Source organism: Thalassospira xianhensis MCCC 1A02616, from assembly GCF_003326475.1.
In the GTDB taxonomy this organism is placed as follows: Bacteria; Pseudomonadota; Alphaproteobacteria; order Rhodospirillales; family Thalassospiraceae; genus Thalassospira; species Thalassospira xianhensis.
The window spans coordinates 143,097-163,608 of record NZ_JPWA01000005.1; the positions used below are offsets into that span (position 1 = coordinate 143,097).

At 55.3% G+C, this 20,512-nt stretch carries 18 protein-coding genes; 11 read left to right on the forward strand and 7 right to left on the reverse strand.

From position 1 onward, the window contains the following. Nucleotides 1-129: 129 nt before the first annotated feature. The gene (locus tag TH5_RS06510) at nucleotides 130-603 is read left to right on the forward strand and encodes a GNAT family acetyltransferase (protein ID WP_114121166.1); all 474 of its coding nucleotides are present in this window, start codon (nucleotides 130-132) and stop codon (nucleotides 601-603) included. Here TH5_RS06510 and TH5_RS06515 read toward each other — a convergent pair. Continuing rightward, nucleotides 600-2,408 (reverse strand): Na/Pi cotransporter family protein, encoded by a 1,809-nt coding sequence (locus TH5_RS06515; protein ID WP_244204838.1) that lies wholly within the window; start codon nucleotides 2,406-2,408, stop codon nucleotides 600-602. The genes TH5_RS06510 and TH5_RS06515 overlap by 4 nt on opposite strands. An 85-nt stretch (nucleotides 2,409-2,493) precedes the next feature. Between TH5_RS06515 and TH5_RS06520 the strand changes: the two genes are divergently transcribed. Beyond that, entirely contained in the window at nucleotides 2,494-2,781 is a 288-nt protein-coding gene (locus TH5_RS06520) for a TfoX/Sxy family DNA transformation protein (protein ID WP_114121168.1), read from the forward strand. Nucleotides 2,782-2,794: 13 nt separating this feature from the next. Here TH5_RS06520 and glpD read toward each other — a convergent pair whose 3' ends face one another. Together glpD and asnB are read right to left on the reverse strand one after the other, a co-directional pair. Next, nucleotides 2,795-4,333, reverse strand: coding sequence for a glycerol-3-phosphate dehydrogenase (glpD, locus tag TH5_RS06525; protein WP_114121169.1), 1,539 nt, complete (start codon nucleotides 4,331-4,333; stop codon nucleotides 2,795-2,797). Between the two features lie 256 nt (nucleotides 4,334-4,589). Then, nucleotides 4,590-6,530, reverse strand: a complete 1,941-nt coding sequence (gene asnB / locus TH5_RS06530) for an asparagine synthase (glutamine-hydrolyzing) (protein ID WP_114121170.1) — start codon at nucleotides 6,528-6,530, stop codon at nucleotides 4,590-4,592. A gap of 169 nt (nucleotides 6,531-6,699) precedes the next feature. On the opposite strand from asnB, the gene TH5_RS06535 reads away from it, so the two are divergent. After that, entirely contained in the window at nucleotides 6,700-7,206 is a 507-nt protein-coding gene (locus TH5_RS06535; protein WP_114121217.1) for an Lrp/AsnC family transcriptional regulator, read from the forward strand. Here TH5_RS06535 and TH5_RS06540 read toward each other — a convergent pair. Next, a complete protein-coding gene (locus TH5_RS06540) occupies nucleotides 7,203-9,125 on the reverse strand; it encodes a sigma-54-dependent Fis family transcriptional regulator (RefSeq protein ID WP_114121171.1) in 1,923 nt (640 codons plus the stop codon). The genes TH5_RS06535 and TH5_RS06540 overlap by 4 nt on opposite strands. 385 nt (nucleotides 9,126-9,510) lie before the next feature. Here TH5_RS06540 and adh point away from each other — a divergent pair, with 385 nt between their 5' ends. From adh to TH5_RS06565, 3 genes are all read left to right on the forward strand, one after another. Further along, nucleotides 9,511-11,031, forward strand: coding sequence for an aldehyde dehydrogenase (adh, locus tag TH5_RS06550; RefSeq protein ID WP_114121173.1), 1,521 nt, complete (start codon nucleotides 9,511-9,513; stop codon nucleotides 11,029-11,031). A 62-nt stretch (nucleotides 11,032-11,093) separates the two neighbouring features. Then, the gene (locus TH5_RS06555) at nucleotides 11,094-11,507 is read left to right on the forward strand and encodes a DUF779 domain-containing protein (protein WP_114121218.1); all 414 of its coding nucleotides are present in this window, start codon (nucleotides 11,094-11,096) and stop codon (nucleotides 11,505-11,507) included. 278 nt (nucleotides 11,508-11,785) lie between these two features. Then, complete coding sequence (locus tag TH5_RS06565; RefSeq protein WP_147250056.1) at nucleotides 11,786-12,484, forward strand: DUF5666 domain-containing protein; 699 nt, start codon at nucleotides 11,786-11,788, stop codon at nucleotides 12,482-12,484. A gap of 79 nt (nucleotides 12,485-12,563) precedes the next feature. Here the strand turns inward: TH5_RS06565 and TH5_RS06570 are convergent, their stop codons facing one another. Further along, the gene (locus tag TH5_RS06570) at nucleotides 12,564-13,568 is read right to left on the reverse strand and encodes a YeiH family protein (protein ID WP_114121176.1); all 1,005 of its coding nucleotides are present in this window, start codon (nucleotides 13,566-13,568) and stop codon (nucleotides 12,564-12,566) included. 112 nt (nucleotides 13,569-13,680) lie between these two features. On the opposite strand from TH5_RS06570, the gene TH5_RS06575 reads away from it, so the two are divergent. The 4 genes from TH5_RS06575 to TH5_RS06590 all read left to right on the forward strand — a co-directional run bounded on the left by TH5_RS06575 (nucleotide 13,681) and on the right by TH5_RS06590 (nucleotide 17,275). Then, on the forward strand, nucleotides 13,681-14,574 hold the full coding sequence (locus TH5_RS06575) for a LysR substrate-binding domain-containing protein (protein ID WP_114121177.1): 894 nt from the start codon (nucleotides 13,681-13,683) through the stop codon (nucleotides 14,572-14,574). 192 nt (nucleotides 14,575-14,766) lie between these two features. Beyond that, a complete protein-coding gene (locus tag TH5_RS06580) occupies nucleotides 14,767-16,152 on the forward strand; it encodes a cytochrome ubiquinol oxidase subunit I (protein WP_114121178.1) in 1,386 nt (461 codons plus the stop codon). A 2-nt stretch (nucleotides 16,153-16,154) separates the two neighbouring features. Then, the gene (gene cydB, locus TH5_RS06585; protein ID WP_425275474.1) at nucleotides 16,155-17,147 is read left to right on the forward strand and encodes a cytochrome d ubiquinol oxidase subunit II; all 993 of its coding nucleotides are present in this window, start codon (nucleotides 16,155-16,157) and stop codon (nucleotides 17,145-17,147) included. After that, entirely contained in the window at nucleotides 17,147-17,275 is a 129-nt protein-coding gene (locus TH5_RS06590; protein ID WP_040059893.1) for a DUF2474 family protein, read from the forward strand. Before cydB ends, TH5_RS06590 begins: the two co-directional genes overlap by 1 nt. Nucleotides 17,276-17,388: 113 nt before the next feature. On the opposite strand, the gene TH5_RS06595 is transcribed toward TH5_RS06590, so the two are convergent. Beyond that, the gene (locus tag TH5_RS06595; RefSeq protein ID WP_114121180.1) at nucleotides 17,389-17,787 is read right to left on the reverse strand and encodes a (R)-mandelonitrile lyase; all 399 of its coding nucleotides are present in this window, start codon (nucleotides 17,785-17,787) and stop codon (nucleotides 17,389-17,391) included. 32 nt (nucleotides 17,788-17,819) lie between these two features. Next, a complete protein-coding gene (locus TH5_RS06600; protein ID WP_114121181.1) occupies nucleotides 17,820-19,037 on the reverse strand; it encodes an aminotransferase-like domain-containing protein in 1,218 nt (405 codons plus the stop codon). A 231-nt stretch (nucleotides 19,038-19,268) separates the two neighbouring features. On the opposite strand from TH5_RS06600, the gene TH5_RS06605 reads away from it, so the two are divergent. After that, a complete protein-coding gene (locus tag TH5_RS06605; protein ID WP_114121182.1) occupies nucleotides 19,269-20,510 on the forward strand; it encodes a hydrolase in 1,242 nt (413 codons plus the stop codon). Nucleotides 20,511-20,512 lie beyond the last annotated feature (2 nt).

The window sequence follows — 20,512 nt, forward strand, 5'->3', positions numbered from 1 at the left end:
GCCCCAATCACTCGACACTCTAATTTGCTGCCTCAAACATCTCCGGTACCGCCATTTTGCATCAATTTTGGTTTGACGCGCCTTTGATCCCTGATCATTCTGCGTTTTTAGGAACCAAGAAGCTGCATCATGACTGCCACCCACCTTTCCCCCGCCCCGCGCACCGCCCTTGAAACCGACATTCCCGTGATCACAAAACTCTGGCAGGAAACCGGGCTTTACCGTCCGTACAATCCGCCAGAATGGGATGTGCGATTTGCCCTCTCGGATCGCAATTCGACCCTGATGGTATGGGAAGATATCAACGGTGTTATCATTGCCACTGTCATGGCTGGCCATGATGGGCATCGCGGCTGGATTTATTATCTGGCCGTTGCGCCAAGTCATCAGAAAACGGGACTTGGCAAAAAGCTGGCAACAATTGGCGAAGACTGGCTGCGTGAGCACGGCGTCTGGCGCATGCAATTGATGGTGCGATCAGAAAACAGCGCGATGCAGGATTTCTATCGCCATCTTGGCTATCGCGCACTTGACGTCACGGTCATGCAAAAAGACATCGACATCCCGCCCGCTGACCGCGGAGAACAAGCAAACAGCTGTTAAGGTGCCACCGGCTGCGCGGTCGGTGCTCGTTCCGGGCTGCTGCTGTTGTCGCCTCGGTCATCGCGCGTAATCGCCAGTGACGCCCGCGCAATGCGGCGCGCGCGTTCATAAAGGCGATTGATACGCTCCACCAGTGCGACTTCGGTGCGATAACGGCGGATATCGGCATCTCTTGGCCCGATCTCGTCGCTGATGCGGCGCAGGGTAACATCCATTTTTTCGATAAACTCGCTCTTGCGGGCCAAAACACGGTTGGCTGCCTCGACATCGTCACTGGCAAAGGCGGTCAGTGCCTGCTTGAGGCATTCTTCAGAAAAAGTGAATAATTCGGACATTTTTTCACGGCTATCTAATAATGGCAGATTGCGTTCAGCTAATAATCTGCCAACCAGATCGGTCATTTCCTCGCTGATAATATCGCCGATAGCCTCCAGATGATTGCTGATCGCAAGCTTGTTTAACAGCCGGTTCTGATCCGATGGCAGCAATTCCGAATGGCGTAGTTTTCCGGCAAACCGCGCAATCGCATCCTGAAGGCTGTCAACTCCGTCATCAAGCTCCGCAATTTTTTCAAGCTTTTCACGTGTCGGGTTTTGCATGGTTTCGCGCCCGCGCCGCACAACATCACACACGATGTCACCCATATGCATGACCTCGTTACGCAGCAGCATCAGGGCGGCAGACGGCGTATCGGCAATGTCGTCGACCAGAAATTTTGGCGCAGGATCAAGTGGGGGTTCAAACACATCGCGCACCGGCACACATTTTTCGATCAGACGCGCGATCCACGGCACGAAACCGATCATGATCGCCACATTGGCGATATTGAAAATGCTGTGCGCATTGGCGATCTCACGCGCAATATCAACCTGCCCGCCGTTTTCACCCAGCGATATGACACGCACGATATCGGCCAGTTGCGAAATGAACGGCAGCCAGATTAATACCCCGACCACGTTAAAGAACACATGCCCAAGGGCGGTACGCATCGCATCCCTGTTCTTGCCGATTGTCACCAGAAGAGCAGTGACACAGGTGCCGATATTCGCCCCGAAAATCAGCGCAATCCCGCCTTCCAGCGGCACCAGCCCCTGCCCGGCCAGCACAATGACAATGCCGGTCGTTGCCGCACTTGATTGCACCAGTGCCGTAAAAAGTGCGGCAATCAAAATTCCGATCAACGGATTGGTCATTTGCGCCATCAGATCAATGAACGGCGCATAGGTGCGAAGCGGTTCCATCGCATCGCTCATCATGCCCATGCCAAAAAACAAAAGCCCCGTCCCCAGCAACGCCCGCCCGGCAAGCGACCATCCTCGATGGGGAACGAAGCTCATGACACCAAAGCCGACCGCAATCATCAACGGCGCGATGGCATCAATCCTGAAGGCAATGATCTGCGCGGTCAGGGTACTGCCGACATTGGCCCCCATGATCACGGCAATCGATTGTCCGAACCCCATCAACCCGGCCGACACAAAGCCGACCACCAGAACAGTGGTAACACTGGAAGACTGGACAAGTCCGGTAATCGCCGCGCCGGACAGGGCCGCCATAAATCGGTTTCGCGTCATTTTGGCAAGGATTGCCCGCAACCGCCCCCCGGCCAGCGTTTTAAGCGCGGTCGCCAGATGATCCATACCATACAGGAAAAGGGCGAGACCGCCCAGAAGGCCCACAGCCATCCAGCCCGCGTGTAAATCCGACACCGAAGGGTCATTGGTCGCCGCAAGGATGCCTCCCGGAAAGGCAGTGGCGAAAACCGTCAGGATAGGTAAAAACACAGAAGCGCGAAGGGATGACATCGGCACGGAACCTGCCATAAACTATTGATATGCCATCATAGCATACAGAAATCCCGCGTATAGATCAGACTGGATTGTCACCCATATGCCCGCCCCGAACCCGCAAGAAAAAATGCGCAATATCGGCCCGACATCATCGCGTGAACTGGCGGAGATCGGCATTAAAAGCCGATCCAATCTGATCAAGGTCGGGATTGAGGAAACGGCAAGACGGCTACTGTTCCGGTTTGTCGGGGAAAAACAGATCAGCATGAATTATCTTTATGCACTTGAGGGCACCATTCACGATCACGACTGGCGCGACATTTCCCCGCCGCGCAAACAGGAACTCCGCGATTTGCTGGTACGGTTACGCAGTGAAATCGCGGAATAGAAATTCCCGCCGATTATTGTGCCGCAATCCGGTCCGACTTTACCGATACCAAGCGTTTGCGCAGTACCGCAATCTGATCTTCTAAAAGGCGCAAACCAAGTTTGGAGCGACGCCAGACAAGGTCTTCGACATCACGCACCCATTCCTGATCGATCAGATAACGGACTTCGGCTTCATACAGGTCATGACCATAACAGACACCAAGGTCCGCCATACTATTGCAGCCATCAAGCAGCTTTTCGATCCGGCTGCCATACGCGCGCAGAAGACGTTTCAGGGTTGCTTCGGGCAACCAGTCATAACGCACACCGTAAGATTGCAGTGCCCTTTCAAACGATCTATGGGGCAGATCACCACCGGGCAGAACTTCACCCGCCGTCCAGGGACGATCGGCTACGCCAAGCTGTTTTGAAATCAGTTGCAAGGCATGTTCGGCCAGCTTGCGATAGGTGGTGATTTTACCGCCAAAAACGTGCAGCGCCGGGGCCTTGCCTCGCCCGGCTTCGAGTTTAAGCGTGTAATCACGCGAGACTTTGGAAGCGTTGGTAACTTCGCCCTCGCCCGCATACAGCGGACGCACCCCGGAATAGGACCAGACGACATCCATCGCCGAAATCGGTGTTTCGAAATAATCACTAGCCAGCTTGCACAAATAATCGACTTCGTCAGCGCCGATTTCGACCTTGGCTGGGTCGCCGGTAAAATCGACATCAGTGGTACCGATCAGGGTGAAATCATCCTGATAGGGAATGGTGAAAACGATGCGACCATCCGGGTTCTGGAAAATATAGCAATGATCATGATCGAACAGTTTTGGCACCACGATATGGCTGCCCTTGACCAAACGGATGTTCGCCTTGGTTGCAGCCTCGACCACACCGTTTTCGGGATCAATCAGCGAAGCACACCACGGACCTGCCGCATTGATCAGCATCTTGCCATCAACAATGCGTTCGGCACCGCTATCGCGATCACGCAGGGTGACCTGCCACTTGCCATCCTGTTGGATCGCACCAACACAGCGGGTACGCGTCAGGATTTCAGCACCGCATTCGCGGGCATCCATGGCGTTCAGCACCACAAGCCGCGCATCATCAACCCAGCAATCAGAATAGACGAATGCCTTGTCCATCCCGGCCTTGAGCGGCTGCCCCGCAACGTGCTTGCGCAGTGAAATACCTTCGCTTCCCGGCAGCTTTTTGCGCCCGCCAAGATGATCATAAAGGAAAAGGCCAAGGCGGATCATCCATGCCGGACGAAGGCCCGGAACATGGGGCAGAACAAACCGCAGCGGCCAGATGATATGGGGCGCATTACCCAGAAGAACTTCGCGTTCGTTCAGTGCCTCGCGAACCAGACGGAATTCATAATGTTCAAGATAGCGCAAACCACCATGGATCAGCTTGGTGCTGGCCGAAGACGTGGCACTTGCCAGATCGTTCATTTCGCACAGCAGAACCCTGAGCCCCCGACCGGCTGCATCACGGGCAATCCCCGCCCCGTTGATCCCGCCGCCGACGATGATCAGATCATATTCCGAATGGTTTTGCATAGCATGACTTCCGCGCTTTAGTTTCAATATTGACCATAAAATATTTCATTTTCGAAAATTTTCAAGCGATGAATTGTGACAATTTGTAGTCAGGAGCGATCAACACCCTGCCCTGCCAGCGCCTATACCAGTATATCCGGTGAAAATTTCGATTTTGAAAAATAATGATTACCTTGGGAACGAAACACATACGCCAAAACGAAAAACCCCACCATTTGGCAGGGTTTCAAAGTTCTCTTTTTGTAATCAGGCTGTCTTAACCAAGCCAGCGCCGCTGCCAGTCAGACAGCATGGCAATCGCCCAAAGCTGATCTCCCCAATTTTTGCGACCGGAGAGATGCTCGGCAAAGCGTTTGTCGATTTCCGCCCGGTTAAGACCCAGATCGGAATAAAGCGCATCGCGCGCCAGAAGATCCCCCACCCATTCCTTAAGCGGCCCGCGCAACCATTCCGACAGCGGCACACCAAATCCGGTTTTGGGACGATCTATCAATTCGCGTGGTACATATTTGTAAAGAATACGCCGAAGAGCCACCTTGCCCACCGAACCATCCAGCTTAAGGTGCGCCGGCATGCGCCAGTCAAATTCGATGACGCGATGATCAATCAAGGGCACGCGGACCTCAAGCGAGCTTGCCATTGATGCCCGGTCGACCTTTGTCAGGACATCATCGACCATATACATCATCGTATCCATGACCTGCATCGAGGACACATAGTCAAGATTTCGATTGCGGCAGAATTTTTCGCCCGGAATGCGAAATTTCTTCCTCGGTTTTCCGGGTTCATCCGCCATCAGGACATCGGGGTTCCAAAGCGAAAGCAACGCCTGATATCGATCCAGATCATCGCGGATCGCCAGAAGCGGCGCGACCTTGTGAATCTTGTCGCCCAATGCCGCTGTCCCGCGCTTGCCAGGCACAAGACCGATCAGCGCATCCCATTGCGCAGGAGACAGCGCCGTAAGCCCCTTGGACACCAGCGACGCCCCAAACGGAATGTTTTTGGCAATATTGCTGATCTGGCGCGCCCAAAGGTAACGATTATAGCCGCCAAAAGTCTCATCCCCGCCGTCGCCCGAAAGAGCAACCGTCACCTCCTTGCGGGTCAGGGTCGAAATCAGGCTGGTCGGGATGGATGAACTGTCAAAGAACGGCTCGTCATAGATTTCCGAAAGACGCGGCACCAGATCAAGCGCATCCTGTGCGGTGACATAAAGCTCGGTATGGTCGGTGCCAAGATGTTTGGCGACTTCACCGGCAAAAGCCGCCTCGTTATAGGCATCATGATCGAAACCGATGGAATATGTTTTGACCGGCCGGTCTGAAATCGATTGCATCAAAGCAACGATTGTCGAGGAATCGATACCGCCCGAAAGAAACGCCCCCAAGGGCACATCGGCAATCATGCGCCGTTCAACGGCATCGCGCAGCAAATCTTCAAGCGCGTCAATCGCACTTTGATCATCACCACTCCAATGATGGTTCTGACCGCTTAGTACCGCATCTTCGACCGACCAATATGCAAATTCCGACGCATGTCCTTCATCCGCAATTTCAAGGATGTGTCCCGGCTGCAACATTTTGGCATGGGCATAGATCGAATGCCCTGATGGCACATAGCCAAACCGCAAATAGGCATCAAGGGCCGTCCGATTGACTTCGCGCGAAATGACATTTCCGCCAATCAGGCCCTTAAGCTCGGATGCAAAAGCGATATTACCGTCAAAACGCGACCAGTAAAGCGGCTTGATCCCCAAACGGTCACGCACCAGCGTCAGCTTGCCGGTCTTTTTATCCCAAAGGGCGATGGCGAACATGCCAATCAAGCGCTTGACCGTATCGCGCACGCCCCAGCGCGCCATGCATTCAAGGATCACTTCACTGTCGGAATGGCCACGCCACGCGATATTTTCACCGGCCAGTTTGGCACGCAGGTCTTCGGCGTTATAGACCTCGCCATTATAGACCATGACATAACGGCCATCGGCCGAATGCATTGGCTGTTTTCCGGCATCAGAAAGATCAATGATTGCAAGGCGACGCTGCCCCAGTGCCAGTCCGGCATCGCTATCGCACCAGACATCGCCGCCATCGGGCCCGCGATGAAGCAATGCATCGGTCATGCGCGTAATGGTGTCGCGCAATTTATCGCCGTCGCTATTGCGACCGAGCCACAGACCGGTGATGCCGCACATGAAAATATCCCTTTATTATTTGCCCCTACTTAAAAACGATCCGGACGCGTTCGACAATCAAAATCATGGGCCTGCCGACGCGGATTTGCAGTTTGTTTCGGGGATTTTGGTCGCATGCAATGGCAAGCGGTGATAAACAGGCAGCATTGCCCATCAAGCTGGAATGACCATGCTGAAACTGGATCGACTGTTCATTAAAATCCTGCAGGTTTTGCAAACCAATGGCCGGATTTCGAACCTTGATCTTTCAGAAGAGGTCAATCTGTCACCATCACCCTGTCTGGAACGGGTGCGCAAGCTTGAAGAAGCCGGGCTGATCACGCAGTATCTGGCCGAAATCGATCTGGACAAGATCGGCGCCAACCTGCACATCATGGCAGAAATCACGCTGGGCAATCATCTAGTCGATGATTTCAAACGGTTCGAAGCCGCGATCACCGATGTGCCCGAAGTCATATCATGCTACAAAATCGCCGGTCCGTTCGATTACACGATGGACATGATTTGCCGCGATATCGCACATTTCAACCAGCTTAAAGAAAAACTTCTGGCCGCCAAAATCGGGATCGAGCATTTCCGTGGCCATGTGGTGATGGAGCGCACCAAAACCTTTTCGGGCTATCCGCTCGAAAGCCTCACCGTGCCCTCGCCGCTTGACGGCGTGCTTAAGGGCTAGGCTTCACGCCTGATATCGAACCGGTCCATCTTGCGATAAAGCGTATTGCGGCTGATGCCGAGCGCCTTGGCGGTTTTGCTGATATGCCAGCGATGATCGTCCAAGACATGGCGCAGTGCTTCGGCCTCGGCACGTTTCAGGATTGATCCAGCATGCCCTGGATCGCGTGTGACGGTTTCATGGAATTCATCGGGCAAGTGATCACGCAGGATCAAACCGCCATCGGCAAAGACGCAGGCATACTGCAGGACATTGACCAGTTCACGAACATTGCCTGGCCAGTCATGACGTGACAGCAGTTCCAGAACTTCGTCAGAACAGCGCGCTTTTCCCGCCATATCCCCGGGAATGTGGCGGAGAAGGCGATCGATCAGGTCGGGCAAATCGGACCGTTCGCGAAGCGCTGGCAGGGAAAGGCGCGCACCTTTGATCCGATAAAGCAGATCTTCGCGGAATTTGCCATCTGCCACCGCACGGGTCAGATCGACATTGCTGGCACAGATCAGGCGAAAATTAACCGGCACGGATTTGGTACTGCCAAGCGGTTCAACCGTGCGCTGCTCAAGGACTCGCAAAAGCCGCCCCTGTGCCGAAAGCGGCATATCGCCGATTTCATCCAGAAACAGCGTCCCGCCATCGGCCTGCTTGATCCGACCGCCAAATCCATCGCGCGCCGCCCCGGTAAAGGCACCACCGGCATGACCGAAAAGCTCGCTTTCGATCAGGCTTTCGGGAAGGGCCGCACAATTGATCGCGACAAAAGGTTTGCGCGCGCCAACAGACGCGGCATGGATGGCGCGCGCCATGTGTTCCTTGCCGCTGCCGGTTTCACCCGACATCAGAACATTGATACGGTTGGTCAGAAGCTTGCTGCCGACCTTGTAAAGACGGCGGATTGCCGGGTCCTGATCGGGGATCTCACCGGTTTCATTCGCCGCCAAACGTGCGGACGGCCGCGATACTGGTGCGGGCCGCATCGAGACGAATTTGCGCCGCTGCTTTTCGGGCAAGGTTATCCGACCGAACAAAAGCCCCCCACCATTGACCGGCAGGGCCTTGGCCGATCTCGAGGTCGATGTCCCCTCACCCACGCCAAGGGTCGTGATCAGGCCATCCAGATCAAAACCGAACATCGATTGCACATCGCGCGCATTATCCGCCGCCGCCAGCAAACGGCGCGCGGTCGACGTCGCCCCGCGGATATTGCCATCCGGGCCAATCGAAATCAGGGCATCGCGGGTCGATCCGACATGCTGGGCATCGGGATGAAGATGCAAGATCAGATCGGATGCACATTCATCAAAGAACAGAATGCGTTCAAGCGCATCGGCATAATCGGCAATCAGGCTTCGGACCCGCAAACAATCCGTACGTTTGATGTCGTCGCGCACGGCAGAAACATCAAGGACCGAACAAACCTGCCCTTCGGGGTCAAATACCGGGGCCGCCGTACAGGTCAAAACCGCATGCTGCGCCAGAAAATGTTCATCCTTGTGAATGGTGATCGGACGACCTTCGACGATACAGGTGCCAATACCATTGGTCCCCTCGCGTTCCTCGCTCCAGACGGCACCGGGCAAAAGGCCATTGGTGCGAAACGACGGCAGCAGCGTGTGGGCCGCCACACTGTCAAGGATCACACCGTCATTATCGGTCAGGAAAACCGCATAGCCCGATGCATCAATCTTGCGATAAAGGGTGCGCACCAGATCATGGGCATGATGATAAAGCCGCCCGCTGCGGTCACGACGCTGCCGGGTTTGGCTTTCGGGCATGACTTCCGGACGGCGTAGCGTGTCATGGGCAAGGCCAAAGCGCTGTTCGCAACGTTGCCAGCTTTCAAGAACGGCGCGATTTTGGGCGACGCCACTTAACTGCAACGCAGCTTCGATCCGTCCACCATGATGGTTTCCAGACATAAGACGTTATCTCCCTTGTGCCGGTGTTTTATCGGGAATGCGTTCTGGCATCGCCCGGCTTGCGGATTTGTCCGCGTCCGATCACAGGCAGGATCGTAACACACCAAAGCCCCGAAACGCCAAAAGGTTTCACGGCAAATCCGCGGCATAATCGGGAGTGTCACGAATATGGGACAGTTTGTATCACCTGTGCCACCGTCGGGAACGGAATGACACAATCGCTCCTGATCACCGCCCTCCTCCAACCGATTGTTAAAAGACGAAAAAACGGATCATTCGATCATCTGGCACGGGATTTTGCGAACTGGCACGGGCTTTGCGGAAATGACAGGGCCAAAACCAAAAACAGGTGGCAAAGCCGCCTTCCGATCATGGAGGATCCAAGATGATTTACAAGAATCCGGGCGACGCGGGCAGCGTCGTTGCTTTCAAATCCCGTTATGACAACTTTATCGGTGGCGAATGGACCGCACCAGTCAAGGGCCAGTATTTCGAAAATGTCTCGCCGGTAAATGGCAAGCCATTCTGCGAAATCGCACGATCCAGTTCGGAAGACATCGAAAAGGCACTTGATGCCGCCCACGGCGCAGCAGAAGCATGGGGCAAAACATCGGTCACCGAACGGGCCAATATCCTCAATAAAATCGCCGACCGCATGGAACAGAACCTTGAAATGCTCGCGGTTGCGGAAACATGGGATAACGGCAAGGCCGTGCGTGAAACGCAGGCCGCCGATATTCCGCTGGCGATTGACCATTTCCGGTATTTTGCCGGTGCCATCCGTGCACAGGAAGGATCCCTTGGCGAGATTGACGACAACACCGTCGCCTATCACTTCCACGAACCGCTTGGCGTTGTCGGGCAGATCATCCCATGGAACTTCCCGATCCTGATGGCAGTCTGGAAACTCGCCCCGGCACTGGCGGCTGGCAACTGCGTTGTCCTGAAACCGGCCGAACAGACCCCGGCATCAATTTGCGTGCTGCTGGAACTGGTTGGTGATCTTCTTCCGGCTGGCGTGCTGAACGTTGTGCAGGGCTTCGGGGTCGAAGCAGGCAAACCATTGGCACAAAGCAACCGGGTCGCCAAGGTCGCCTTTACCGGTGAAACCACCACCGGCCGCCTGATCATGCAATATGCCAGTGAAAACATCATTCCGGTTACGCTGGAACTGGGTGGCAAATCGCCGAACATCTTCTTTGATGACGTGATGGCACAGGATGACGATTTCCGTCAGAAAGCCGCCGAAGGCCTGACCATGTTCGCGCTGAACCAGGGCGAGGTCTGCACCTGCCCGTCGCGCGCACTTATTCAGGAAAATATCTATGACAAGTTCATGGATAGCGTGCTTTCACGCGTGGCCCACATCAAGCAGGGCAACCCGCTTGATAGTGAAACCATGATCGGCGCGCAGGCATCGACCGAACAGATGGAAAAAATCCTGTCCTATCTTGATATCGGCAAGCAGGAGGGTGCCGAAGTCCTTTGCGGCGGTGGCAAGGCGGAACTGGGCGGTGATCTTTCGACCGGGTTCTATATCCAGCCAACCATCTTCAAGGGCCATAACCGGATGCGGATTTTCCAGGAGGAAATCTTTGGCCCGGTGGTTTCCGCCACGACCTTCAAGGACGAGGCCGAGGCGCTTAAAATCGCCAATGACACGCTTTACGGTCTTGGTGCCGGTGTCTGGACCCGTGATGGCACACGCGCCTACCGGTTTGGCCGCAATATCAAGGCCGGTCGTGTCTGGACCAATTGCTATCACCTCTATCCGGCACATGCGGCCTTTGGCGGCTACAAGCAATCGGGCATCGGACGTGAAAACCACAAGATGATGCTGAACCATTATCAGCAGACCAAGAACCTGCTGGTTTCCTATGATCCGAAACCGATGGGCTTCTTCTGATCGGAATGCTCTGGCCGGGGTCCTGTTCGTCCCCGGCCCTTCCCGATACAGAGGAGGTTGTCATGACAACAGACCAAATTCCGGCACGGGTCACAGCCACCGATGCGGCCACCGCCCTGATCCGGAAGCTCAAGGACATTCACGGGCCGCTGATGTTTCATCAGTCAGGTGGATGCTGCGACGGCAGTGCACCGATGTGCTTTCCGAATGGGGAATTCAAAACCGGCGATCAGGACGTGTTGCTGGGCGAGATTGAAGGCAGCCCGTTTTATATCGGACGCGCGCAATTCGAATATTGGCGTCACACACAGCTGATTATTGACGTCGTGGATGGACGCGGCGGGATGTTTTCGCTTGAGGGACCCGAAGGCAAACGCTTTCTGACCCGATCACGCATCTTCACCGATGACGAATGGAATGCACTGAAACACGCCAAACAAGGAAACGAGCAATCTAAAACAGAAGCAAGAACGTAAAGAAGATTACCAACGCAGATCTACCCGTGACATTGCGCGATCCCTGCCTCCCACAGAGTCTGCTCCGCAATGTCTGAAGATGCCGGACGCATCTTCCCCTTGCCCGTCGCCATCCCCCCGAACAGGCGACGGGCTTTTTTTATCCCTATCGAAGCCATTAAAATTATTGCGAAAAAATCTGGAACAACGTCCCTACTGCATGTGTTCTGCAATTGGAAAGCGACCCCGGGACGCAAATCGCCCGGAACTGAATTCCAACACAAAAGGAGCATCACATTATGCGACGCTCAATGATTACACTGACCGCCCTTTCCGCTATTGCCTTGGGGACAGCCCCCGCGATGGCAGCAGGGCAGCAGAAAGAAAATCCACAACTTCCCGAAACGACGCAGCAGTCGACGCAGAAAAATCCTGCGATCCTTAACGAAGCGGAATCGGTGCATCTTTCGGGGACGGTAAAAGAAATTACCGATAACCAGTTCACCATGAACTACGGCAATGGCGAAATTGCCGTCGATATGACCGATTACACCTGGTTCGACCAAGGCTTCATCAAAGCGGGCGACAAGGTCCGCGTTAATGGTGAAGTTTCCGAAGGGTTCTTCACCGACAAGATGGTTGTCGCGACGTCGATCTTCCTCCCGGAACGCGGCGCCTATTACACCAATGGCGAGGATCGCACCGGCTTTGTGAACAATAGCGGCCTTGCAACAGGCGACGAATGGGTGACATTCACCGGCGAGGTCACGGAAATCCGCGAAGATGAAATTGCCCTGAATACCGGCAACACATCAATCACTGTCGATACCAGTGATGTGCCGGAAAACAGTGCCGATGGACAGGCCTATCAGAAAATCAAAACCGGGGATCGGGTTTCGGTAGCCGGGGAGATGGATGCAGCCGGCCTGTTTACCGACCGGGAGCTTGTTGCATCGTCGATTGTCGTCATGAATGACAGCGACACCTACATGCAGTAGCCCGGCAAAGATAACCGTTACCTGAAGATATAAAAATGGCCGACGCCGGGTAAACTGGCGTCGGCTTTTCTGTTCAGGATCAGGCCAAAATCACCAGAACCAGAAGCCCCAGCGCGCACAGCACCAGAAGCGACAGAAGGGCCGCGACAATCACCCGCCCTCCGACATGCATGACGCTTCGGATATCGACACTTAACCCCAGTGCCGCCATGGCAAGGATGGTCAGGAAGGATGATATCGTGCGCATCGGTTCCAGCGCGATTTCGGGGATCAGACCAAACGAACGGGCTGCCATCATGGCCACAAACCCGACAATGAACCACGGCACCATCTGGGTGACAGGAAGGCGAACCTCGCGTTTGCGCCCGCCCATCAGGGCAAGCGTAAAGATCACCGGGCCAAGCATCAGAACCCGGATCAGCTTGACCAGGGTGCCGACCTGCACGGCCAAGGCTCCTGCCGGGGCGGTCGCGGCCAGAACCTGCGGGACGGCATAAACCGTCAGCCCGGAAAAGATACCATATTGCGCGGCACTCAGGCCCAGACCGACATGCACCAGTGGCAAAACAAAGACAAAAAGAACCCCCAGAACGGCGGTAAAGGCGATGGATGCCGCGACATCATCGGATTTTGCCGAAATCACCGGGGCGGTGGCGGCAATCGCCGAATTGCCGCAGATCGAATTGCCGCACGCCACCAGCATCGACAAATGCTTCGACAGGCCAAGTGCCCGCCCGATATGGAAGCTTAAAAACAGGCTGGCGCAAACCACCAGAACGATGGCCGCAATCAGGCCAAAACCCGCCTGCCCCAAGGCCTGCCCACTGATTGAGGCACCCAGGAAGACAATCGCGATTTCAAGCACCGTCTTGCCGCAAAACCGCACACCGTCATGAAACGGCTTGGCAAGGCCGAACGCGGATCGCACCACTACCCCCAGAAGGATCGCAAAAACCAGACTTTCGATCCAGCCATGCCCAAACAGGCTACGCTCCGCCTGCTCAACCAGCTTCGCGATCAACGCAATCGCCGTGGTCAGGAACAGACCGGGCAAAAGAGATTTCAGGTGCGCTTTAAAAAACATGATTTGCCTGTGAAATGTGACAGGCAGAAAATCACACGATCAATCATTTACATCCATCGAATAAAAATGGATGTTTCATTCGATATTTTCGAATGATTTATGGATAGACGCCATGATGACGCTTGAGCAACTCGCCATCTTTGTTGCCGTGGCCGAACGCGAACATCTGACAAAGGCCGCCGATGCAATCGGCCTGACCCCCTCCGCGGTCAGTTCGGCGATCAAGAATCTTGAAGGATTTTATGGCGTTGCGCTGTTTCATCGGGTGGGACGGCGAATTGAACTCAGCGAAACCGGACGACTGTTTTTAACCGAGGCCAAGGCGACCCTGGCACGCGCACGCGCCGCCGAACTGACACTGGCCGAACTTGGCGGATTGCAGCGCGGCGAACTTAACGTCTATGCCAGCCAGACGATTGCAAGTTACTGGCTGCCACCGTTTTTGATGCAGTTTCATGATCAGTATCCCGGTATTGCCATCAATCTGACGATTGGCAACACCAAGACCGTCTCCGACGCCGTCCGTGGTGGTGCCGCCGATATCGGCTTTATCGAAGGCGACGTAAATGAACCCGTCCTTGCCATGCGCGAAGTCGCCGAAGACGCCCTGGTGGTGGTGGTTGGCCCCAAACACCTTTGGGCCGATGGCAGGCCGTTAAGTGCGCAGGACCTGACCATACAAAGCAGTTGGGTGCTCCGCGAAGCCGGATCGGGCACAAGGTCGGAATTTGAAAATGCGGTGCGTCAGTCGGGCGTCGATCCGCAAAGGCTTAAAATCGCCCTGACATTACCGGCGAACGAGGCGGTGATTACTGCGGTTGAAACCGGCATCAGCGCCACCGCCGTTTCAAGCTTTGCCGTCAGTTCCCTGATCGCGCAGGGGCGGCTTTTCCGGGCAGCATTTCACATCCGCCCGCGCAAATTCATGATGCTGCGCCACAAGGAACGCCGCCAGACGCAAAGTTCGCTGGCGCTGGAAAAGCTTTGCCTTTCCACAAACGCATGATCGAATTTTTCCAGATCAAAATTGCGAATACGCAATGCACAATGCATGCGGGAACTTTATCTAATTGTCCTTATGAACACGGCCCCTGATCCTTTGTTTTCATGGGATCAGGTCATGCAATGAGCGATTTCGCATTGCAGCGGAAAACGCGGCCGGACAGGAAGGCTTTGCCTGACAAAAGGACCAACGCCAATGTTTGATCCCGATATATTGGCCCGCATACAATTCGCGTTCACCATCTCGTTCCACATCATTTTTCCGTCTTTTACCATTGGATTGGCCAGTTTCCTTTTCGTACTCGAAGCGCTTTGGCTGCGCACGCGCGATGATGCTTATCTGGCGCTATATAAATTCTGGCTGAAAATCTTTGCGCTGGCCTTTGGCATGGGCGTGGTTTCGGGCATTGTGATGTCCTATCAGTTCGGAACGAACTGGGGGCCGTTTTCGGAATTTACCGGCGGGGTTCTGGGGCCGCTTATGGCCTATGAAGTGCTAAGCGCCTTTTTCCTCGAAGCCGGTTTCCTTGGCATCATGCTGTTTGGCCTTAACCGTGTCGGACCGAAATTGCATTTCACCGCGACCACCATGGTTGCGATCGGCACCCTGTTTTCGGCCTTCTGGATTTTGTCGGCCAATAGCTGGATGCAGACGCCGACCGGCCATATCATCGAAAATGGTCGGGCTGTTGTGCAAAGCTGGTGGGATGTGGTGTTCAATCCAAGCTTCCCGTACCGGCTTGTCCATATGGTTCTGGCGGCATTTCTGACCACCGCACTTGTTGTCGGTGCCGTCGGTGCGTGGCATTTGCTGCGTGATCGGGAAAACCGCGCGGCACGGATCATGTTTTCCATGGCAATGTGGATGGCGGCCATTGTCGCCCCGGTCCAGATCGTCGCCGGTGACATGCACGGGCTTAATACCCTTGAATATCAACCGGCCAAGGTCGCCGCGATGGAAGGCCATTTTGAAACGCAGAATGGTGCCCCGCTGATACTATTTGGCTGGCCCGACATGGCGGCAGAGGAAACAAAATATGCCGTCGAAATCCCGAAACTCGGATCGATGATCCTGACACATGACTGGGATGGCAGGATCACCGGATTAAAGGATTTCGCCCCCGAAGACCGCCCGAATGCGACCATCGTATTCTGGACATTCCGCATCATGGTCGGGCTGGGCCTTTTGATGGCGTTGCTGGGCATTGCCAGCCTGTTCGCCCGGTGGCGCAAATCGCTTTATAGCTGTAGGTGGCTGCATCGTTTTGCCCTGATCATGGGGCCAAGCGGCTTTATCGCCATTCTGGCCGGGTGGTTCACCACCGAAATCGGGCGTCAGCCATGGGTGGTTTACGGATTGATGCGCACATCCGAAGCCGGATCACCGGTCGCCCCGGCCGCGATTGCCGGATCGCTTGCCGCATTCGTCATTGTCTATACCATCGTGTTCGGGGTTGGCACCGCCTATATCATCCGCGCGATGAACAGGGACCCGCGCTTTGCCCATTCGCCGAAGGGTGAAGTGCTGCGTGCCGGAAGCCGCCCGGTTTCTGATCCCACCATCCCGCAGGCAGGAGAATGATCATGGATTATCAACTGATCTGGGCCCTGCTGATTGCGGTTGCCGTTTTTGCCTATGTCACGCTTGACGGCTTTGATCTTGGCATCGGTATTCTGTTTCCCTTCATCAAGGACCCGGCCAAACGCGGCAGGATGATGAATACGGTTGCCCCTGTGTGGGATGGCAATGAAACCTGGCTGGTGCTGGGCGGTGGCGGGCTTTATGCCGCCTTCCCGCTGGCCTATTCATTGCTGATGACCGCGTTTTACATTCCGGTTCTCACCATGCTTCTGGCCCTTGTGTTTCGCGGGGTCGCGTTCGAATTCCGGTTCAAAAGCCGCGATCACCAAAAACACTGGGACTTTGCCTTTTCCGCCGGGTCGATCATTGCCGCCGCGATGCAGGGTGCGATGCTGGGCGCCTTTATTGAGGGGATTGCGGTTGAAAATGCCAAATTCGTTGGCGGCCCGTTTGACTGGCTAAGCCCGTTTTCGGTGTTCTGCGCATCCGCCGTTGTGGTCGGCTATGCCCTGCTTGGCACCGGCTGGCTGATCATGAAGATGGAAGGCAATTTTCAGGGACGTTTGCGTGGCCTTGCCAAGCCTGCGGTCATCTGGATGGCGGCCAATCTTGGTGTGGTGTCGCTGATGACAAGCTATATCCACCCGGCTTATGCGGCGCGCTGGTTTGATATGCCAAACCTGTTTTTCCTTGCCCCGATCCCGATTGTCACGGCCGGTCTGCTTTTCTGGCTCTGGCATGCGGTAAAGCACCGGGAAAAGACGGTATTTGGCATTACGCTTGGCATTTTCTTCCTGTGCTATGCCGGGTTTGGCATCACGCTTTATCCCAATATCGTGCCGCCGATGATTGATTTCAGGACCGCCGCCGCACCGGATAACAGCCTGTCCTTCATGCTGGTCGGTGCTGCCATCCTGATCCCCATCATTCTGGCCTATACCGCCTATGCCTATTGGGTATTCCGGGGCAAGGTCGGGGATGAAGGATATCACTGATGACGGCATTTTCACCCAAACCCAAAACCCGGCGTGTGCTTTGGTTTATCGGGCTTTATGCCGGGGGTATCCTTGTGATCGGGGCCGTGTCGCTTTTGCTGCGCAGCCTGATCACCGGAATTTCCTGAAAATATCCGGTCACAAATATCGGATTACTCCGTCTACCTGCTGACACTTGTCAGCAACTCCGGCCCGGCAGAAAGGTCCCCCACCCCTGCCGGGCTTTTTTATTCGGGTCCGGTCATTGGCCCAGATAATCGCTGTCCGTCACCTTTTCCAGCCAATCCACCGCCGATCCGTTGACGGATTCCGCAATCGCGATATGCGTCATCGCGGTTTTGTCGGTCGCCCCATGCCAGTGCTTTTCACCCGGTTCGAACCAGACGATATCGCCGGGGCGGATTTCCTCGCGCGGTCCGCCTTCGCGCTGCGCCCAGCCAAGGCCGCTTGTGATAATCACGGTCTGGCCCAGCGGATGGGTATGCCATGCGGTGCGCGCGCCCGGTTCAAACGTCACAATGGCCCCGCCGACACGGGCGGGATCGGTGGTCTGAAACGGGCTGTCGATCCGAACCGTACCCGTGAAGTAATCCGGCGATCCTTTGGCCGATGGTTTTGATGCGTTACGCAGGATGTTCATGGTGATCCTTCGGCTTTGTTTCGTGGTGCACTTTACTGATTGTGCACCCGCCGGATCAGCAAGGCCAGTCGTTCAATACCATCGCGGATGCGATCCGCCTTCTCCGTCGCGAAACTGAGACGCGCGGTATTACGGCCCGTGTGATCACAGAAGAAAGCCTGACCGGGGACGAAGGCGACCTTGGCATCGTGCAGGGCCTGTTCCAGTAATTGTCGACTGTCGATATTTTCCGGCAAGGTCAGCCAGATGAACATGCCGCCTTCGGGTCTTGTATAGGACACGGCTTCAGGCATGAATTCGTCAAGGGCGGCCAGCATCGTGTTCCGTTTGGCGCGATAGGCATCGCGGATGGTATCCAGATGCCCCGGAAACAGTCTGCGCGCCGCACGCAGGGCGACTTCCTGATTGATGGTCGATACATGCAGGTCGCCCGCCTGCGTCATCAGAACCAACCGTTCGATCACCGGACGCGGCGCACAGACCCACCCGATCCTGAGGGCTGGCACCAGCGTTTTGGAAAAAGTGCCAAGCTGGATGATGGTTCCCGTCTGCGGATCGCCGTTGGTTTCATCAAGGGCAAGCAACGATGGCAAAACATCGCCTTCGTAGGACAGCTTGCAATAGGCTGCGTCTTCAAGAATGACCGCACCATATTTACGCGCAACTTCAAGCACCGCCAGACGCCGTTCAAGCGTATAGGACCGCCCGGTCGGGTTCTGGAAATCGGGTGCCAGATAGGCAATCCGTACGCCACGTTCAAAGGCTGCTTCGAGTTCGGCAATCACCGGGCCATCATCATCCATATTCACCCCGACATAGGTCGGACGGCGCATGGAAAAGGCCTGCATCGCACCAAGGTAACTTGGCTTTTCCACAACGATTTCGCGCCCCGGTTCCAGTAGCAGACGGGCAAGCATATCAAGCCCCTGCTGCGCGCCACAGGTAATCAGGATGTTATCAATCCCGCGCACCGCACCGCTGGTTGCCAGATCATCGGCAATCCATTGACGAAGCGCGGGCAGGCCTTCGCTGATTGAATATTGCAGGCTTTTGCGACCCGCAGCCTCGTCGGTTGTCAGATCACCATAGATGGCATTGAAATCGGCCAGCGGGAAAAGCGACGGATCGGGCACGCCCCCGGCAAAGGAAATGATTTCCGGCCGGTCGGCCACTTTAAGCAGATCACGGATTTCGGAGGCGGTAAGCGCACGGGCATCGCGAACGATCAGGTCATTCCATTGGACAGTCATGGGGCTTCTCTTTAGGTCAGTGTTGTTGCCATTATTTGGCAAGGAAGACTGACCTAAATCAAGTTTATTTTTCTATTTCCTTTAATTTTGAAATAAAATTACCTTTTGGCCTTTTATTCCCCCGCATGTAATTCCGTTTCCATCCCCCTATCCCGCACCACCTGCCGGGCCTTTTTTGGCATTCTATATTCAATAAACAATCAACAATGCCAAACCATTCCACAGGTTATCATGACCGAATATGCAAAGTTTCGACCATGGCTCGACTGGCTTGATCAGCGTTACGATGAAACGCTTGATCGCCTGAAATCGTGGTCGGCAATCAATAGCGGCACGGGCAATATCAACGGCCTTGACCGCATGCGTGATGCCATTCTGGATACCTTTGCCGAACTTGATGCCCAAACCGCCATCATCGACCTGCCCGATAGCGCGGCAGTCGCTGCCGACGGCAGTATCGCACCGGTGCGTTATGGCAAGCTTTTACATTTTTCCAAACGGCCGCAGGCCCCGGTTCGGGTTCTGCTGTGCATTCATTATGACACGGTCTTTGCCATCGACAGCGCGTTTCAAACCCCGCGCCTGATCGATGAAAACACATTGAACGGGCCGGGTGTTGCCGATGCCAAGGGCGGCATTCTGACGATCCTCAATGCGCTAAACGCGCTGGAACGAAGCCCGTTTGCGGGCGGCATCGGCTGGGACGTGATCCTGAACCCGGATGAAGAAACCGGCTCCATCGGATCGGCTCCGTTTCTGGCGGAGCGCGCCCGCGCAGCCGATTTTGGCATGCTGTATGAACCGGCCTTGGAAGACGGCACCCTTGCCGGGGCACGCAAGGGATCGGGCAATTTTGCCATCCGGATCAAGGGGCGCGCCGCCCATGCGGGCCGTGAATTTCATGTCGGGCGCAGTGCGATGGTCGCGGCCAGTGATTGCGTGATGCGCCTTGATCAGCTTAACGGCAAGGTTGGCGAAGCCACATTCAACATCGGCAAGATCGATGGTGGCGGTCCGGTCAATGTGGTGCCTGATAATGCCGTTGTGCGATTTAACGTTCGAGTTTCAAACCATGACGAACGCCATCAGGCCGAAAATGAAATTGCCGACGTCATTGCCGCGATCAATCAGCGCGACGGCATCACCGCCGAACTGCACGGCCAATTTGGCCGCGCGCCCAAACCGATGGCTGACAGGACCAAGACCCTTTTTGAATGGGTGCGCGAACTGGGTCATGACCTTGATCTTGATATCGCATGGAAACCCACGGGGGGCTGTTGCGATGGCAATAACCTGGCCGAGGCCGGATTACCTAATATTGATACCCTTGGGGTGCGCGGCGGCCTGATCCATTCCGATCAGGAGTTCGTGAAGCTCGACAGTCTGATCGAACGGGCAAAACTTTCGGCCCTGATCCTGATGAAAGCCGGTTCCGGTGATTTACCCGACGCATTGAAAAAGACGGAGATATAAAA

Coding starts and splice junctions, on each gene's coding strand:
- TH5_RS06535 (WP_114121217.1), top strand. CDS start 6,700: ATGCTGAAACTGGATCGACTGTTCATTAAAATCCTGCAGGTTTTGCAA.
- asnB (WP_114121170.1), bottom strand. CDS start 6,530: ATGTGCGGCATCACCGGTCTGTGGCTCGGTCGCAATAGCGACGGCGAT.
- glpD (WP_114121169.1), bottom strand. CDS start 4,333: ATGCAAAACCATTCGGAATATGATCTGATCATCGTCGGCGGCGGGATC.
- cydB (WP_425275474.1), top strand. CDS start 16,155: ATGGATTATCAACTGATCTGGGCCCTGCTGATTGCGGTTGCCGTTTTT.
- TH5_RS06575 (WP_114121177.1), top strand. CDS start 13,681: ATGATGACGCTTGAGCAACTCGCCATCTTTGTTGCCGTGGCCGAACGC.
- TH5_RS06600 (WP_114121181.1), bottom strand. CDS start 19,037: ATGACTGTCCAATGGAATGACCTGATCGTTCGCGATGCCCGTGCGCTT.
- TH5_RS06595 (WP_114121180.1), bottom strand. CDS start 17,787: ATGAACATCCTGCGTAACGCATCAAAACCATCGGCCAAAGGATCGCCG.
- TH5_RS06605 (WP_114121182.1), top strand. CDS start 19,269: ATGACCGAATATGCAAAGTTTCGACCATGGCTCGACTGGCTTGATCAG.
- TH5_RS06510 (WP_114121166.1), top strand. CDS start 130: ATGACTGCCACCCACCTTTCCCCCGCCCCGCGCACCGCCCTTGAAACC.
- TH5_RS06565 (WP_147250056.1), top strand. CDS start 11,786: ATGCGACGCTCAATGATTACACTGACCGCCCTTTCCGCTATTGCCTTG.
- TH5_RS06520 (WP_114121168.1), top strand. CDS start 2,494: ATGCCCGCCCCGAACCCGCAAGAAAAAATGCGCAATATCGGCCCGACA.
- adh (WP_114121173.1), top strand. CDS start 9,511: ATGATTTACAAGAATCCGGGCGACGCGGGCAGCGTCGTTGCTTTCAAA.
- TH5_RS06570 (WP_114121176.1), bottom strand. CDS start 13,568: ATGTTTTTTAAAGCGCACCTGAAATCTCTTTTGCCCGGTCTGTTCCTG.
- TH5_RS06580 (WP_114121178.1), top strand. CDS start 14,767: ATGTTTGATCCCGATATATTGGCCCGCATACAATTCGCGTTCACCATC.
- TH5_RS06515 (WP_244204838.1), bottom strand. CDS start 2,408: ATGTCATCCCTTCGCGCTTCTGTGTTTTTACCTATCCTGACGGTTTTC.
- TH5_RS06540 (WP_114121171.1), bottom strand. CDS start 9,125: ATGTCTGGAAACCATCATGGTGGACGGATCGAAGCTGCGTTGCAGTTA.
- TH5_RS06555 (WP_114121218.1), top strand. CDS start 11,094: ATGACAACAGACCAAATTCCGGCACGGGTCACAGCCACCGATGCGGCC.
- TH5_RS06590 (WP_040059893.1), top strand. CDS start 17,147: ATGACGGCATTTTCACCCAAACCCAAAACCCGGCGTGTGCTTTGGTTT.